This is a genomic window from Paenibacillus woosongensis (genome assembly GCF_030122845.1).
GTDB classification, from domain to species: domain Bacteria; phylum Bacillota; class Bacilli; order Paenibacillales; family Paenibacillaceae; genus Fontibacillus; species Fontibacillus woosongensis_A.
Window position 1 is genome coordinate 4,299,918 of record NZ_CP126084.1, and the last position, 16,508, is coordinate 4,316,425.

Annotated in this window: 17 protein-coding genes and 1 riboswitch; of the genes, 7 read left to right on the top strand and 10 right to left on the bottom strand. The window is 50.6% G+C overall.

Features of this window, described 5'->3' with window-relative positions; genetic code table 11:
- Positions 1-52: 52 nt before the first annotated feature.
- Positions 53-721 (bottom strand): potassium channel family protein, encoded by a 669-nt coding sequence (locus QNH46_RS19685; RefSeq protein ID WP_283925721.1) that lies wholly within the window; start codon positions 719-721, stop codon positions 53-55.
- Positions 722-736: 15 nt separating this feature from the next.
- A complete protein-coding gene (locus QNH46_RS19690) occupies positions 737-2,071 on the bottom strand; it encodes a TrkH family potassium uptake protein (protein ID WP_283925722.1) in 1,335 nt (444 codons plus the stop codon).
- A gap of 111 nt (positions 2,072-2,182) precedes the next feature.
- Positions 2,183-2,346, bottom strand: a riboswitch (cyclic di-AMP (ydaO/yuaA leader).
- A 276-nt stretch (positions 2,347-2,622) separates the two neighbouring features.
- Between QNH46_RS19690 and QNH46_RS19695 the strand changes: the two genes are divergently transcribed.
- On the top strand, positions 2,623-4,347 hold the full coding sequence (locus QNH46_RS19695; RefSeq protein WP_283925723.1) for a CPBP family intramembrane glutamic endopeptidase: 1,725 nt from the start codon (positions 2,623-2,625) through the stop codon (positions 4,345-4,347).
- Here QNH46_RS19695 and uvrC read toward each other — a convergent pair.
- Both uvrC and trxA read right to left on the bottom strand, forming a co-directional pair.
- Complete coding sequence (uvrC, locus tag QNH46_RS19700) at positions 4,316-6,211, bottom strand: excinuclease ABC subunit UvrC (RefSeq protein WP_213593492.1); 1,896 nt, start codon at positions 6,209-6,211, stop codon at positions 4,316-4,318. The two genes, QNH46_RS19695 and uvrC, sit on opposite strands and share 32 nt — an antisense overlap.
- Positions 6,212-6,315: 104 nt before the next feature.
- Positions 6,316-6,633, bottom strand: coding sequence for a thioredoxin (gene trxA / locus QNH46_RS19705; RefSeq protein WP_213593236.1), 318 nt, complete (start codon positions 6,631-6,633; stop codon positions 6,316-6,318).
- A 257-nt stretch (positions 6,634-6,890) separates the two neighbouring features.
- On the opposite strand from trxA, the gene QNH46_RS19710 reads away from it, so the two are divergent.
- A complete protein-coding gene (locus QNH46_RS19710; protein ID WP_213593234.1) occupies positions 6,891-7,046 on the top strand; it encodes a YqzM family protein in 156 nt (51 codons plus the stop codon).
- Between the two features lie 129 nt (positions 7,047-7,175).
- Here the strand turns inward: QNH46_RS19710 and dnaI are convergent, their stop codons facing one another.
- The 3 genes from dnaI to QNH46_RS19725 form a co-directional block, all read right to left on the bottom strand.
- Positions 7,176-8,129: a primosomal protein DnaI gene (dnaI, locus tag QNH46_RS19715; RefSeq protein WP_213593233.1), complete on the bottom strand. Its 954-nt coding sequence runs from the start codon at positions 8,127-8,129 to the stop codon at positions 7,176-7,178.
- 48 nt (positions 8,130-8,177) lie between these two features.
- A complete protein-coding gene (locus QNH46_RS19720) occupies positions 8,178-9,707 on the bottom strand; it encodes a replication initiation and membrane attachment family protein (protein WP_213593231.1) in 1,530 nt (509 codons plus the stop codon).
- Positions 9,708-9,848: 141 nt separating this feature from the next.
- Positions 9,849-10,049, bottom strand: coding sequence for a hypothetical protein (locus tag QNH46_RS19725; protein WP_283925724.1), 201 nt, complete (start codon positions 10,047-10,049; stop codon positions 9,849-9,851).
- Between the two features lie 702 nt (positions 10,050-10,751).
- On the opposite strand from QNH46_RS19725, the gene QNH46_RS19730 reads away from it, so the two are divergent.
- The 4 genes from QNH46_RS19730 (at position 10,752) to QNH46_RS19745 (ending at position 13,253) form a co-directional block, all read left to right on the top strand.
- Positions 10,752-11,471, top strand: a complete 720-nt coding sequence (locus QNH46_RS19730; protein WP_283925725.1) for a hypothetical protein — start codon at positions 10,752-10,754, stop codon at positions 11,469-11,471.
- 24 nt (positions 11,472-11,495) lie between these two features.
- Positions 11,496-12,086: a signal peptidase I SipW gene (gene sipW / locus QNH46_RS19735; protein WP_283925726.1), complete on the top strand. Its 591-nt coding sequence runs from the start codon at positions 11,496-11,498 to the stop codon at positions 12,084-12,086.
- Positions 12,087-12,164: 78 nt separating this feature from the next.
- On the top strand, positions 12,165-12,758 hold the full coding sequence (locus QNH46_RS19740; RefSeq protein ID WP_283925727.1) for a TasA family protein: 594 nt from the start codon (positions 12,165-12,167) through the stop codon (positions 12,756-12,758).
- A 144-nt stretch (positions 12,759-12,902) separates the two neighbouring features.
- The gene (locus tag QNH46_RS19745) at positions 12,903-13,253 is read left to right on the top strand and encodes a helix-turn-helix domain-containing protein (RefSeq protein ID WP_283925728.1); all 351 of its coding nucleotides are present in this window, start codon (positions 12,903-12,905) and stop codon (positions 13,251-13,253) included.
- A 79-nt stretch (positions 13,254-13,332) separates the two neighbouring features.
- On the opposite strand, the gene QNH46_RS19750 is transcribed toward QNH46_RS19745, so the two are convergent.
- Complete coding sequence (locus QNH46_RS19750) at positions 13,333-13,626, bottom strand: YuiB family protein (RefSeq protein WP_155612686.1); 294 nt, start codon at positions 13,624-13,626, stop codon at positions 13,333-13,335.
- A gap of 207 nt (positions 13,627-13,833) precedes the next feature.
- On the opposite strand from QNH46_RS19750, the gene hemQ reads away from it, so the two are divergent.
- Entirely contained in the window at positions 13,834-14,580 is a 747-nt protein-coding gene (gene hemQ, locus QNH46_RS19755) for a hydrogen peroxide-dependent heme synthase (protein ID WP_213593219.1), read from the top strand.
- Between the two features lie 69 nt (positions 14,581-14,649).
- Here hemQ and QNH46_RS19760 read toward each other — a convergent pair whose 3' ends face one another.
- Together QNH46_RS19760 and QNH46_RS19765 are read right to left on the bottom strand one after the other, a co-directional pair.
- The gene (locus tag QNH46_RS19760) at positions 14,650-14,892 is read right to left on the bottom strand and encodes a hypothetical protein (RefSeq protein ID WP_155612684.1); all 243 of its coding nucleotides are present in this window, start codon (positions 14,890-14,892) and stop codon (positions 14,650-14,652) included.
- Between the two features lies 1 nt (position 14,893).
- Positions 14,894-16,087 carry an NAD(P)/FAD-dependent oxidoreductase gene (locus QNH46_RS19765; protein ID WP_155612683.1) on the bottom strand — a complete coding sequence of 398 codons (1,194 nt, stop codon included), beginning with the start codon at positions 16,085-16,087 and terminating at the stop codon, positions 14,894-14,896.
- Between the last annotated feature and the right edge of the window lie 421 nt (positions 16,088-16,508).

Below are 16,508 nucleotides of genomic sequence, written 5' to 3' on the forward strand. Positions count from 1 at the left end.
AAGCTGTATCCGCCCCTCCCGGCTGACTCAGCTTCCTTTGCCATTGTATCCGTCACTCGTCCTCGTTAATGACAGCTTCAAATCTCTCGATATTCTCATTAGAACCGATCATGACCATAATATCTCCGGCATTCAGCACATCCATCGCGGTCGGGGCGACAATGACCCCCGTCTGTTTATGGATCGCAACGATGCTGCAGCTGTAATTCACACGCGGATTGATCTCGCCCAGCGTTTTGCCGGCCAGGCATGCAGGCACACTCAGCTCGACGATGCTGTACTCCTTCGACAGCTCGATGTAATCGAGCAAATTCGGCGTCACCAGCTGATGCGCCACGCGAACCCCCATATCCCTCTCTGGAAAAATAACCCGGTCCACGCCAAGCTTCTCCAGCGCCCGGCCATGCAGGACGGAAATCGCCTTTGCGACGACCGTTTTGATGCCCAAATCCTTGAGCAGAATCGCCGTCAGGATGCTCATCTGAATATCACTGCCGATTGCCACAATGCCACAATCGAAATTACGGATGCCGAGCGATTTCAGTACATCTTCATCCGTAGCATCAGCCGCGACGGCATGGGTTAAATAAGCGCTCATATCGTTGACCAACTCTTCGTTCAGGTCGACGCCAAGCACCTCGTATCCCAGATCCATTAACTCAAGCGCCAGGCTGGAGCCGAAGCGCCCCAAGCCGATCACCACAAACTGCTGCATTTTCATTGATTGGTCGAACTCCTATCCTATAATCATTTTCCCTTCGGGATAACGGTATAATTCCTTACCCTTTTTCGGACCAAGCGCATAAGCCAGCGTCAAGAGACCCAGGCGGCCGGTAAACATCATGAAGCATAAAATAATTTTGCCGATATCGGTCAAATCCAGGGTCAGCCCCATCGTTAAACCGACCGTGGCAAAAGCAGACGTCGTCTCGAACAGAATGCTCAGAAAACCCGCTTCCTCGGTCGTGGATAATATCATTGCCGCCGCTATGACGAGAAACAGCGCCAGCATCGTAATCGTGACGGCCTTAAAAATCCGCTCCTGGGACAAACGATAGCGGAAGAGCACCATATCATTGCGTCCGCGAATCATAGAAATGACCGCGCCAACCAATATCATGAACGTCGTCGTCTTGATCCCGCCGCCCGTCGAGCCCGGGGAAGCGCCGATAAACATCAGGATGATTATGAAGAATTGGGTGGCCTGGCGAAGAGTCCCGATATCCACTGAATTCGCGCCCGCCGTCCGTGTCGTGACCGACTGGAATAATGAACCCCATATTTTCCCGCCCCAATCCAAAGAGCCCATCGTTTTGGCATTCGTAAATTCGAATATAAAGATGACGAGCGCCCCGATGAAAATAAGCGATCCGGTCATGGACAGAACCACTTTGGAATGCAGCGACAGCTTGCGGCTGCGGCGGAAATCCGCGAGCTCGGACAACACAATAAAACCGAGCCCGCCCGATACGATCAGGAACATCGCTACGAAGTTAACGAGCGGATCGTCTACATACCCCGTGAGGCTGTGAAATTTCCCGAATAAATCGAAGCCGGCGTTATTGAACAGTGACACCGCATGAAACACTCCATAGTAGGCGGCCTGCCCTAGCGGCATGTCAAACGCCCAGCGAATCGCAAACAACAGGGCGGCGCTGACTTCAATGACCAGGGAATACATCAGTACCTTGCGTATGAGGCGCACGATGCCCTCCATCGTATTCTGATTCATCGCCTCCTGCAGCAGAAGGCGGTCGCGCAGCGAAATCCGCCGCTTGAACACAAGGGAGAAGAGGGTCGCCATGGTCATGAAGCCTAGACCCCCAATCTGAATAAGAGTCATAATCACGATTTGGCCGAATGACGAGAAATAAGTCCCTGTATCGCGAACGACAAGCCCCGTAACACAAGTGGCCGAGGTCGCCGTAAACAACGCATCAACGAAAGGAAGAGATTCCCCGGTTGTGGTGGCGAGCGGCGTCATCAGCAGGAGTGTTCCGGCCAGTATAATCGCCGCAAAGCCAAGCACCAATATACGCGGTGGAGATAATTTAAACCATTGGGACGGCATCGTGCTCACCTCCTCTTTCCTTGATCTGCGTTCCTCACATTTATACCCCTTTATTATGGACACTTTGGCAAAAGAAAAAAGCACTGGAAATCCAGAGCCCTTTCGGTAATGGTTCCTGCTGCAATACGCCTACGAGGTTAGCTGACGGGCTCGGGCCTGCAGAGCAGCCCTATTCGCCTCCTGCGCCGGACTTTCCCGTCCGTGCAGGGCCTGAGAAATTCACCCAAAAAAATTGGTTCCCCCGTTTTCCATTGGAAATTCGGCCGATATTCTTTTCAATTCTTTCATTTCACATTTTCATTCCATCTTTATGAATTGGATTATAAGCTTAATTAACGTCCACCACAAAGCTTGATTTACCCGAAATACCATGAAAATCACCTTTGCCGCCTGAAACGGAGCTTGCCATCCTTCATTCTCTGAGCCATACTGTATTTTTGCGGAATTATTGCCTCTTTTCTGCGCTTGGCTCGTTCGATTCTGGCGATTGCTCCATGCTTATGATATCTTTACAATGATATCCATTTACACTAGAGCAAAGGGGTTTTTGAATGTTATCCAACTTTTCGTCCGCAGGGCGAACGCCGAAGCGCACCACGCTTCGGGTGCTGGCCGCCGTAGGTTTCCTCCTTTTTCTGGCCCTGCAGGTTCTGCCGATGGCCACGCCGGATTCATTGCAGCAAATTCAGAAGACGATCACAAAGCAGCAGGCGAAGGAAATCGCTGCCGAGTTCGCCGCTTCGACACTGGAGCTGCCTGTAGCATTGGACGATGTTTTGGTTACATATGAATCTCGATCGGACATATATGGTTACTTAACCCGAGCGGGCCTGATGAAAACTTATATGCAAAATTACGATGAACAGTTTCCGCTCGAGATATTTCGCGTTCGCTTCGAGCAGCCAGACGGCATCCTTAGCGCCTTAACCGTAGACGTTAACATGTATGGCGGCAGAGTGGCCGGATTCGAACGTGTCGAAACCTACAGCAACGCCACCAGGGATCTGCTGCAGAAGCAAGGCATCACGGGCGGCAGGGGGTTGCAGGTCACGGAGGGAGACTTGACGCCCGAGGACAAAGAAAGCCTGGCTGCTCCGTATCTTAAGGCATTTGACTTCGATCCCGCTCAACTGAAGATCGAGAGCGCCGAAAACGAATCGGGTCTGATCTACGAAATTCCGGGCTATGAAGCCGGTCAATCCCGCGGGCTAATCGAATTTCGCTTCCAAGACGGAACCGTGTCCTCCATGGAAGCATATTTCGATCCCCCTGCCGCTCATCTGGACTATGTAAAAGGCCAAAAGAAGCTGGCCAGCTGGTTCACCTGGGTTGGCTACGCCCTATTCACCTTCGTGCTCGGCATTCTGGCGATCATCTATAGTGTGAAGACCAGACCGTTTTCTTCTTTTCTGCGCGGCCTGGTTCTGTCCACTGCTTACTTTATTTTTACGATGGTCGGAGCGGTTAATATGCTTCCGATGCTGGAGAAGGACGGGCTCGGAACAGAGGTCCTGATCCTCGGCTTCATCGTGCAAGGCGCACTCACTTTGGTAATATCGGCCTCTATTTACTTCTCCCTGATCGGAGGAGACGGACTCTGGCGCAAACAGGGGCTTAATTTATGGGCCAGAGCCAAGGAGCCGGGATACGGGCAGCATGTCCTGTTCTCGATGCAAAGCGCCTATTTGTGGGCTTTGATCCTGCTCGGGGCGCAATCGGTCATCTTCTTTGTCCTTGGACACACGATCGGCACCTGGTCAACGACTGATGCCACCCAGTCGGCCTACAACATGCTCTATCCCATCCTGTTCCCCTTGCTCGCCTGGGTAGCAGGGATCGGCGAGGAAGCTGTCTATCGCTTGTTCGGCATCCCGATGCTGAAGAAAATATTCCGCAGCACGTTCGTAGCCAGCTTGATCTCATCGATGATTTGGGCGTTCGGACATTCCTTGTATCCGATTTATCCCGTCTATTCACGCCCGATTGAATTGACGATTGTCGGGCTGTTGTTCAGCTTTGTTTTTCTGCGCTACGGCTATATTACCGCCATGTTCACGCATGTCATCTTCAACAGCATCCTCATGTCGCTCAGCCTTATGCTGATGGGCGGGGTGCTGAACTGGACCGCAGGGATTGTTTACATCGCTCTGCCGGCGATCGTAGCCTATGTTATATATTTGTTCAACCCGCCGGGCCGGACGGAGAGCATTCCGCCGGTACAACGCAAAGAAGAGGAGCCGCAGTTTACGACTCCTCATCCCGAAGGGCATTTATAATCTGATTGGCGAGCTTGTCGCCGATCGAAAGAGGCCGAAAGTCTTCGACGGAGGCCTCTTTTATTTTTTTGAGCGAACCGAAATGCTTCAGCAGCAGCTTGCGCCGCTTCTCTCCGATCCCCGGGATCGCGTCCAGCCGCGAGGCCACCATCGATTTGGCCCGCTGCTCCCGGTGAAACGTAATCGCGAAGCGGTGAACCTCCTCCTGAATGCGCTGCAGGAGATAGAACTCCTGACTGTCACGAGGCAGATGCACCGGCTCCGGCGGATCTCCAACCATGAGCTGGGCGGTTCTGTGCTTATCATCCTTGACGAGTCCGCACACGGGAATGAACAAGCCCAGCTCGTTCTCCAGCACGTCAACCGCTGCTGAAATTTGGCCTTTCCCGCCGTCCACGACGATCAGATCCGGCTGCGGCAAATTCTCTTTGAGCACCCGCTCATAGCGGCGGCGAATCACTTCCCGCATCGTCTCGTAATCGTCTGGACCCTCTACGGTGCGGACTTTGTATTTCCGGTACTCTTTTTTCGCCGGCTTCCCGTCAATGAATACGACCATGGCGGATACCGGGTTCGTTCCCTGAATGTTCGAGTTGTCGAACGCCTCGATCCGCGACAGCGACTCTAACCCGATCGCAGCGCCTAAATTTTCAGCTGCCTTCGAGGTGCGCTCCTCGTCCCGCTCTATGAGCCGGAACTTCTCCTCCAGGGACACCCGGGCATTCTCCTCGGCCATGGAGATCATTTGCCGTTTCAGCCCCCGCTGCGGCACCAGCGTCTTGACGCCAAGCCACTGCTGCAGTTCCGCGGCCCCGCTGATCGCGTCCGCGCCTTCCTTGGCATCCGCCTCTGAACCGTCCTCTCCCGTTTCCGTGCCGGTTGGTTCCGCCGGAAGCAGGATCTCCTGGGGCAATGCCGGGTTATCGCTATAATATTGCGTTATAAACGATAGAAAGTCCTGGTAGGCCTCGCCGTAGAAAGGAAATGCCGAGGCATGCCGTTCGATCATTTTTCCCTGGCGCATATACAAGATTTGCACGCACATCCAGCCTTTATCGACAGCATAACCGAACACGTCGCGGTCTTTGGCGTCGGCCATCGTAATTTTCTGCTTCTCCATCAGCGCATCGATGCTCATAATTTGATCGCGCAGCTCTTTGGCCCGTTCGAAATACAACTCCTCGGCCGCTTCCTGCATTTTGCGCTGCAGCTCTTTTTTGATCTCTTCATGGCCGCCGCTCAGGAAAGATTGGATTTCCTGCGTAATTTCATCGTATTTCTCCTGCGGCACCTCCTCCACGCACGGCGCCATGCATTGGCCGATGTGGTAATACAGGCAGACCTCTTTAGGCATCACGTTACACTTGCGCAGCGGGTACATGCGGTCCAGCAGCTTCTTGGTCTGTTGGGCCGCATATGCGTTTGGATAAGGACCGAAATACTTCGCTTTATCCTTAAGCACCCGCCGGGTAACCTCCAGCCTTGGGTGAGGTTCATTGGTGATCTTCAAATAGGGAAACGTCTTGTCATCCTTAAGCAGAACGTTATAACGCGGATGATGCTGCTTGATCAAATTACATTCCAAAATGAGCGCTTCCATGTTGCTGGCCGTTACGATATATTCAAAATCACGGATTTCTGAGACAAGCCGCTGGGTTTTGCCGTCGTGGCTGCCCGTAAAATAAGACCGCACGCGGTTCTTAAGCACTTTGGCTTTACCCACGTAGATGATCGTGCCCTTGCTGTTCTTCATTAAGTAGCAGCCGGGCAAGTCTGGCAGCAGCGCGAGCTTGTGGCGAATGTTTTCCAGCGCCTTCTCTTTATCCTGATCTAATTCCTGAAGCCCCTTCACCGGTTCATCCATACCCATGTTCCCCCCTCTCCCCATGATACTACACTAAGGTATGACATAGAAAACGCCCCCGGAGATTCCGGAGGCGTGAAAAAGCACGATCCCTGCACCAAAGCTTATTGATGCTTAGCGATAAGGCTCTTCAGAGCGTCTTTCGAGTTCAAACCGACCACTTTATCGACCGGTTGTCCGTCCTTGAAGAGGATAAGCGTCGGAATGCTCATCACGCCAAAGCGGGAAGCCGATTCTGGATTATCGTCAACATTGACTTTAGCGATTTTGACGGAATCGCCTACTTCAGATGCCAGATCCTCCAGAATAGGAGCGATCATTTTGCAAGGACCGCACCATGGAGCCCAGAAATCAACCAGAACGGTTCCTGTGCTTTCCACTTCACTATTGAAAGTTTGATCGGATACGTTAACGATTGCCATATAAATCTCCTCCTTCATGTTAAGGGCATGTATAACATGTTCATTAAACATGGTTTGTGTCATACATATTGGATAATGCCGCTAAAAATTAGCGTCATTCAAAGTATACCACAAATATATAGCAAATGAAAAATCGTACTCCCTGCTTGTTCTTTACAAACTGTTGAACGTTTGGTTATACTAATAATAACCCAAAACCGTTTTGTCTATGACGTATTTCATTGATAAATATTATTTTTCGAGGAGGCCCCATCGCCATGGACGCAAATACGCACGTAAATGACCCGCGGGAGCATATCAACGAAGAACCGCGCAACGATTTGTTTGACCTGATGAATGGCTTTTTTGGCATGCTGACGGTCATGGCCGTTATTTTCTTCGGCATGGTCATTTTTAAGTTTCTAGCCGGCTAATGATGAGTGAATCATCAATGGCAGCACGGGTCTCCTAGGCAAACTTATACATAAGGAACCCTTTGCAGCATGAAGAATAGCAGACCGGGCGTACCGCTCCGGCCTGCTATTTTTTTACCCTGATATTTCTTACTTCTGTCCCCGCTTGTTCACGCCGCGAACCTGAACTACCTCCACGAACGGCGCAATACGATCCATAAGACGCTGTCCCTTGTGAAGTTCTTCCCCTTCCTTGCTCGTAAAGCTAAGATGCTTCTCGAGTCCTGCGAGCGAGTAATTCGATGTATAGAAGGTCGGCTTCCGGTTCATGCGGAAATTCAGAATCGAACCCATCACATGATCACGGACCCAAGGATTCAAATTCTCAGCGCCGATATCGTCGAAAATGAGCAGGTCAGCCTGCTTCATCACTTCCACGGTTTCCTTCAGCTTCTGGCTGTCCTGGAACATCGACTTCAAATCTTCAACGAATTCCGGCATATAGACGATAACCCCGGAATATCCCGCCTTGGCCAGCTCATGCAGCAGATAACACATCAGAAATGTTTTGCCTGTCCCAAAATGGCCTTCCAAATACAAACCGCGAGGCGATAATCCGTTCTCCTTCACCTCATTGATGTATTGGAATACCCGGCCTACCGCAGGTGCCCGATCCAAATCCTTGGTCATGATTTCTACTTCGCTATAGCCTTCCTCCAGCGCCCGCTCATCTACGTAGAAGCTATGGATCCGCTTCTTGATGGCGAGCTCCCGTTCCCGCTGGATCTGCAGGTTGCAGGGCACTTGCCGGTCACTGATCGCAGCATCCCCGTAGAGCGTATCGACCGTTAGCTTTGTATAATGGCCGGGAAAATCATTCGGGCAGCGATCAAGTCCCGGACAGCTGTCACAGTGACGCGAACTTCGCACATATTGGTAGAGCTTGGCCATATTTAGCGTAAGCTGCTCGTCCCTCAGCTCAGGATAACGAGCTCTTAGCTCCAGCACCAGCGGATCGCTCATCAGCTTCGCCGTCAATTCCTCCGAACGCCGGCGCAGCACCGGGCTTTTCATCTGCGTCAGCAGTTCTCCGAGTGATTCCATAAGCTAACATTCACCTTCCTTATGACATGCTTCTTATTCCATATTTCCTTATTTGCTTGCTTTATTTTGTTTGCTGGCCTGCATTTGCTCAGCCATTTTGAGCAGCTCAGCAAATTCTTCTTCGGTGACGGCATCCCCGTTCGCTGAGCTCTCCACGATCGGAATGTCCGGCTTGACCGTACCAGTTCTGCCGTAAGCACGGCTTCTTCCCGCCGCGGCCTGGGGCGCTGCCCCGCTGCTCTTCTCTTTACGGACCTTCGCTTGATTGCGAATATATTGAACGGCCTTCTCATAAGAATCGATGCGCTTAAGCAGCATATTGGCAGCGATCGCATCCACGAAATTGCGGTTGATCCGCTGCTCTCCGCCCGAAGTGAGCATTTCCATCAAGTAATGGATCAGCACGTTAATGACTTCGCCGGGCAGCTTGTAGTTCAGATCGATTTTCTCAAAAATATCCAGCAGATTATCGGGCACGGAGCCCGGGAAAAACGTCTTCAGCAGCCGGGTATACGGCTCATTGCGCAGCATCATATTGTACTGATGTATATCGCACTTGCTGCGGAACTGCGGAGGAACTTCGACGTAATACTCCATTTGAACGGCAACCTCCTCCGGCATCCCTTCGCCGGCAGCCGTTTCGGAGGCGCGCAGAGCTACGACCTTGGCATAAGCGACCTCTCTTTCGTCCCTCCGCCGCTTGCCTTGCCTGAAATGAAGATTCGCTTTATGCTGCAGGCTTTCCAGCAGCAGGCTGCCGTCAGGGGCAAATACGCCATCTTCATCCAGCAGGCGGCATAGATCCTGCACGCTAAGCTCATATTTGCGGGCGACATAATTGGCGATTCCCATTCCTTCGGAATTGAATCGCAGCCCCTCCACAAAAGCCCGGTTCGCTGATTCCCGCGGAAAACGGATAATGATGTCGGCATAATTGATCGCTTCTTCCTCTGCGCCCTGCAATCCCCCGGATTGCCTGGACATGGAAGATTCAGCAATCGCCTGTTCCAGCTCGTAATCGATCGCATGCGTGTTCAGTTCAAATATGTCATAGAAAGGCACCGATATGTTCTCTTTATTGTAGGCCATTCCAGTCCACTCAGGCGGCTCCTCGCAGAACATTCGCTCCCGCAGCGCAAGGACGGCGAACTTGCCGATCTTGTCGCGGAGCAGCAAGGTCAAATGCTGGGTACGGAAAAAATCGGCAGGAGAAAGCGGGGCCTGCAGCTCGTACTCGTAAATGTAGTCATCCCTTTCCGGTATGTACAATCGACTTGTCTGCAGGAGCCCAACCGCCTCCAGCTTTGATGCCTGTTCAATTAAATATTTTCGCCCCTTCTCGCTCGGCTCAAGACCCAGCGTAAGAAACAGCTCCCGCTGCTGCTCGATCGGGGAATATCCGACCTGCTCCAAGGAGACGCGTTCGGCAAGCAGGCGATAAAAGCCGATGGCAAACGCGCCAGCCATCGGCTGATAAACCAGACTAAGCATTCTGCCGTCGACAGCGCTGAGGCCGAAGTCGCGGTATACGCAATAACGGTGGTTCTCGGTAAAGTGCAGCATATTGTTGATGCGCATGATTTCTTCGCTCCTTCCCAGCTCACGTACGTGTAGACTTTCTCTATTCTATCACAAAAGCATTCTCCCTGAATCGTGAATACCCTACAAATTTCGCCGAAAAGCATAGTCTCTCAACACGGTAGACGATGTTTCTTCCTCTTATTCCTGAATGCTTCCGCTGCCGATAAATTTGCGGAATGCGGCTTGCTCCGCCGCAGAAGGAAACTTTCTCTGCAGGAAGGAACGCACCACTTCAATCGGAATTCCCGCCTCCTTGGCCGTCACGAGCAATTTGAACCATTCCGCTGCCTCATGCTCGGCTACTTCCCCGCTTCCCGCAACCTGCACAGCCTTGTTCATCACCCATCGCCTCCTAATCATGATGGACTTTTCGTTTACATACAGCATCCATTAAATTCCAGAAATTTGAAGATATCAAAAGCTTGATGGAGAAATAATGATCATTCCATTCTTTATAAAGAACATTTGGCAGTTTTTACAGTTTTATATTTTGCCTTAAACCGTATATATTGAATTCAATCGATGTTCTTAATAACGAACAAATGGTGCGAAACAAACTTCTGGAAAGGAGGAATCCTTTTGCGCAGCACTAAGGCTCCCACGGTTTGCAAGCGAAGGAAGCCGCGAAATAGACCGTTGCTGAAAACGCTCCTCCTTCTTTCCGGGCTTTTACTTTACCTCCCAGATCAAATCGGTGCCACCTATGGCGAGTTTTCAAGCTTTAGCGACACTGCTTTTAGTGTTGAGGCCTGCCCTGTATTCCCCAGCGCAGTCGAGAATGGACTCTCCGATATGCATGCTCATTTTCGGAATGCAAGCGTTCTCGCTAGTCGGCTCCAATCTTCGACCCCCTCGTCTTTTTTTGAACCTGCTATGGACACACCCGTTACGGCTGCACCTGTCCTCATTACATCCGCAACAAACGCTACCTATCTGGAACCGGAACAGAATTCCTTAAGCCGATTAAGTCTCCCTGAACTTGAAACTGCTGTGGAGAATACATCTCTGAAGATAAGCATCCTCCAGGAAAAGATTAGTGCAATGAATGACAGCCTTGCCAGCTCATCCGCTTCCTTCCACGAACTTAAGTATGAACTTGCGTCCGGATCCGCGGCCTTGAACCAAATGGTTCGGCTAGTCAGGGATATTCCGGCCAATTGTGCCCGGATCTCCGGGATGGGCTTGCTCAAGGAGCTAGAATGGTTCTCTGAAGCGGATACTTCGTTATCCCCCCCGCTCTCTGCTTCCTTAGCCGATCTCATCGAATACTTGCGACAAGTATATGAAGCCGGGATTGCGGTTCAGAACGTCCCGAATTCGCTCACAAATCAACTAGAGTTAGCGAAAGATTACTATCCCATGCCGAGAGAAGCAACCGGCGATGCGGTAAGCCAGGAGCTGCTTCAATGCTACGAAGCCTCGCAGCGTTCGCTGGAAGCCGAGTTACGGGAAAGTGCGGCAGAGCTTCACATACTGAAATCGCGCTTATTCGCGATCCAAGCCGCCGCTGAGGAGAATCGTCTGCAGGATGGCGAAAAGACGGTCCAGGAGGAGGGGAACTTGGCAGCTGTCGAGGAACAACCCGATCATTTTGTAACTTCAGAAGAGGACCGTCCTGAGATGGAAGCAGAAGAAGCTGAAGAGGCTGAATTCGCGGCAGCTCCAATAATCCTGACGGAAGAACAGTTCAGTGATGAAGGTCAATCCGCTGAGGAGAGTACGGAGGACGCCTCGGTCCAAGAGGTATTACAAAACAAATAATGGGGTGGATTGGAGGAAGGATCAATGAAGCTGCTATGGAAGCTGGCTGCTCAAACGGTTTATTACTCGACCGCTGCGATTTGCCTGACGGTTCTCGGCTCAGTACTGTTGTCCAGAATAACTGGCGGTGAGCCGAATTTCTACGGATATCAGCTAAAAACAGTATTATCCGGTTCGATGGAACCCACGATTCGAACGGGATCCGTTATCGCCATTTCTCCACATCATGCTGGAACGGGGATTCCTATCCAGGACGGGGATATCATCACGTACCGGGCCGATGAACAGCGGCTAATTACCCATAGGATCATAGAGGTCATAACCAGCGAAGCCGGCGGTCAGATACTGTACCGTACCCAGGGAGACAACAATGATGCTCCCGACAGCGCGCTCGTTGTCCCGGCCAATATCGTCGGCGTTTATACCGGATTCACCATCCCGTACGCTGGATATTTGCTTCACTTTGCCGGCAGCAAAGCCGGCAGCCTTCTCCTCCTTATCGTTCCAGGGCTGATACTCCTTCTCTATGGCGCTTGCTCCATATGGAAGGCCATCTCCCAGCTGGAGCAAGGCTCCGTCGTTCAAGCCGATTCAGGGGCTGACGCGCCAGAATGATTTTTATCTCCTGATTGTTGTCCTTATGCCCATCATAAGGCCGCAATATATCAATTATCCTTAAGGAGGAGCTTGATTATGGGAATCAAGAAAACATTAGGTCTCGGTATGGCAACGGCCGCTTTAGGTCTGGCATTGATTGGCGGAGGGACGTTCGCTTACTTCAGCGATTCGGTGGAAACGTCGGGGACTTTCGCTTCAGGGACGCTTGACTTGAATGCGGAGCCTACCGTAGTCATCAACCTTGACAACATCAAGCCTGGCGACTATGGGATCCGGACCTTCAAGCTGTTTAACAACGGTACGCTGGATATTGAAAAGGTCCTTCTCCGCACTTCCTACAGTGTGACCAACATGGCGGGAGCCCCGGCAAATACAGACGACTTCGGAAAACACATTAAGGTGATGTTTTTAACCAATCTCGACAAACAGGAAGACGTCATTTATGAAACGACGCTTTACGAACTGCAATCCCTGGCGCCGGACGCGGTAGATAACAAATGGCAGGAGTGGTTCGAAGAACGGGGCGGGCTAAAAGCCGGCACCTCGGATAATCTCATCGTTAAATTTGAATTCGTGGATAACAACGAGGATCAAAACCAGTTCCAAGGGGACGCCCTCCAGCTGAAATGGATCTTTGAGGCGCGGCAAGGAACCGGCACGGCTAAATAGTCCGTTTCTCCCCGGTCCCGGACACCTTTATCCGTCATCCGCGGATCAGGGTGTCCTTTTGCCGTCCGTTTTTGTCGGCTGCTGCACATTTTGTTATAATGATTTGAGAAATATCTTCTATTAAGATAGAAAGGCGTCGTCCTTATGGCAGAACACATTGGAGAGCGCATTCAAAAATTCCGCCTGAAGCAGAAAATGTCGTTAACGGAGCTAGCCGAAAAAGCGGATGTCGCCAAGTCCTACTTAAGCAACGTTGAACGGAACATACAGGGCAATCCTTCCATTCACTTCATCGAGAAGGTCGCTTGCGCGCTGAATGTTACGATTCCCATGCTGCTGTTTGAAGATCAGCCCGCTGAACCTCTGCTCGATCCGGAGTGGTCTCTGCTTGTGCAGGAAGCGATAGATTCAGGGATCAGCAAGCAGGAGTTCAAGGAATTTCTGGAGTTTCAGAAGTGGAAGCAAGGGCAAGGCAGGAACGCAGAGTGGAAATAACATGATATAAAAACAAAGCCCCGGGCTATAGCCCGGGGCTTCTCTATAAGACGTTGCATCTTGCCGTCAGAAGCGGCGGCTAGAACATTTTGTACCCACCCTGGCGCAGCTTGCGGATCGTCCAGCCGCTCAGGATCGCGCCGAGCAGTCCGGCGATCGCCGTCAAATAATCGACGAGGCGATAGGAGGCGACATAAGTCCAGAAGTTCTGCTCATGGTTCCATAGCGAGTATACCACGATCGGCAGAATGACAATAATGAATACGTAGGCCGGAAACCATGTTGTTTTCATCAGCATATTAAGAATGAAACCGATACCGAACATCATCACGAAAAATAACACCATCAGTATGAATACGACTAGCCAACCCATTGTTTCCCCAACCCTTCTTCAACAAGCTCAATAAGCTAGATCACATCTTTTTGCACTAGTAGTAAGTTTACTAGAAAAAATGTTGCGAAGCAACGAACTTTGCGTGAATAGATTGTGAATGGATTTGCCCCCTTGCCAGCCATAGGATACAATAAGATCAATGTATTCTACACTTGGAATTATAGGAAACCTTAGGAGTGATCATAAATGAATGAAGCAGCATTAACCCTGGAGGGCTGGTACGCCCTGCACGATTTCCGCTCCATGAACTGGACGGCCTGGAGAGAGGCCGACGATGAGACGCGCGCTGTCGCGTTGGAGGAGCTTCACGCTTTCTTGCAGGAATGGAGCAGCGTGGAACAATCCAAGAACGGAAGCACAGCGGTTTACTCCGTTGTAGGCCAAAAAGCAGACTTTGTATTCATGCATCTCCGCGAGACGCTCGAAGAGCTTAACGCGCTGGAGAACGCCTTTAACAAGACGACTTTTGCAGAGTATACAGTCAAAGCCTATTCGTACGTCAGCGTTGTTGAGCTTAGCAACTACCTGGCATCCGGAGGCGGCGACCCTAAAGCCAATCCAGAGGTTATGGCGAGATTGCAGCCGATTCTGCCTAAATCGAAATATATCTGCTTCTACCCGATGAATAAGAAACGCGATCTAAGCGACAACTGGTACATGCTCTCGATGGATGAGCGCCGGGCGATGATGCGCAGCCACGGTCTGATCGGCCGCAGCTATGCCGGAAAAGTGAAGCAGATCATTACCGGTTCCGTCGGACTGGATGATTGGGAATGGGGAGTTACCCTTTTCTCCGACGATGCTCTGCAGTTCAAAAAACTCGTCTACGAAATGCGCTTCGACGAAGTTAGCGCCCGTTTCGGCGAGTTCGGCTCATTCTACGTTGGCAATTTGTTGAATGAGCAGCTTTTCGAGGAAATGCTGAAGCTGTGATTCAGGCGATAAACGTAAGAAGGGGTGTTCCAGCAATGCTGGAACACCCCTTTTATTTTTTGTAAATGATTATTCCTCTGCATCCCGCAGCGATTCCAGAAACTCCGCCGTCGCACGGTCACGGGCTCTCCCCTTCTCCTTCAATCTTTCAATCGCCGGAAGAATGAGAATATCGACTTCCTTCTGCACATGATAAGCCAGATCGTATTTTTGCTGCGACTCCAAATAAGAGCCGACCTCCATCAAGGCATTGTACCTGTCAAGCTCATCGCGCGTCAACAGACCTCGCACCTGAACACTGCAATGGCGCATTTTACAGGAATCTGCCTTTCTTCAGAACGAGCGGAATGCCGCCAATCGTAAAGAGGTAACGCATGTCCACTGCCTTTTTCAATTGAGCCGCTACCCAGCCTTTATATTTCTTGCCGAATGCGGAAGCAATGGCTTCGCCTTTACCTAGGGAAGCAACGGTACCTTTGTTGCTGAACACGAATTTCTTCAGCTCTTTGCCGCGGATCGAAGCCACGACATTCTGTGCGCAGGTTACGCCCTGCTGCATGGCAATTTGAGCCGTTGGCGGGTAAGGACGGCCCTCCGGATTAAACATCAGCGAGTTGTCTCCGATAATAAATACATTGTCATGCTCCGGCGCACGCAGGTAATCATCGATTTTCACACGGCCGCGAGCGGTTTCGAAACCAGCTGCTTCGATCAGGCGGTTACCGCGGATCCCCCCGGTCCACACGACGGTCGCTGCTTTAATCTCTTCGCCTGTAGCAAGAATAACACCGTCTGGCGTACATTCTTTGATCGCTACGCCGATTTTGAATTGAACACCTTTCTTGCGCAGTACATCCATGGCATATTCCACCAATTCAGGATCGAAGCCCGGAAGAGCGGTAGGAGCTGCCTCTACGTTATATACGTTAACCAGATTTGGATCTACATCATAAGCCTTGCACAATTCAGGCACTCGGTCGGCCAGCTCGGCAACGAATTCGATGCCGCTGAAGCCTGCGCCGCCTACTACGAAGTTCAAGCGGTCCGTACGGCTTTCGTCTGTTTTGTACAGTGCAAATTGGTATTCGATATGTTGACGGATCAAGCGAACCGAGTTAATACTGCGGATTGGCATGGCATATTCGCCAAGTCCAGGAATACCAAAAGATTCAGGCTCTCCGCCAAGCGCGATAACCAGGTAATCGTAAGACAGGGTTCCGTCTTGAAGCACGACCTTCTTGTCCGCGATGCGAATTTCCTGAACATTCGATTTGACCAGATCGATTTTGAACTCGTCGATCAGCTTGGAGATCGGAACGCGGGTATTCTCGATCGAATCCGTTCCTGCTGCAGGCATGTGCAAATGCGTCGTGAAATAATGATAATCATGACGGTTGACCAGCGTTACGTCGGCTTCATTGTAGTTTAATTCTTTCTGCAAACGCTGAGCCGTCAGGATACCGCCATAGCCTGCTCCAAGAATAACAATTTTAGGTATGGTACTCATGAGTTTGTTCTCCTTCCAGTATGGACACTCTATATTTTAAATAAAACCAAAAACTGAAAATGTGAAAATTAACACATAAAATTATAGTCTCTGGTAATTATCCATAACTTATACGCGACGAGGAATGCGACATTTGTCACATTAATTTTAAACCTTTATCACCGTTTTATCAAAAAAAATATGTTCCTAATCATAATAGTTACCTATTTCGTCACATTTATGTGCGCACACAATTTGAATGATATCCACTTTTCTATAAAAGATCAAGTCTTATTTTACGCGGTTTTAGCGGGTTTTTAGTCATAAATCGAGCTGAAAAAACTGCCATAATGCGTTCACTTTGCAACAGTAAGGCGGACGCTTATAATAAAGTAGAATTGACATTATGAATGTTTGAATACTATCTGGAGGTGTTTGCCAG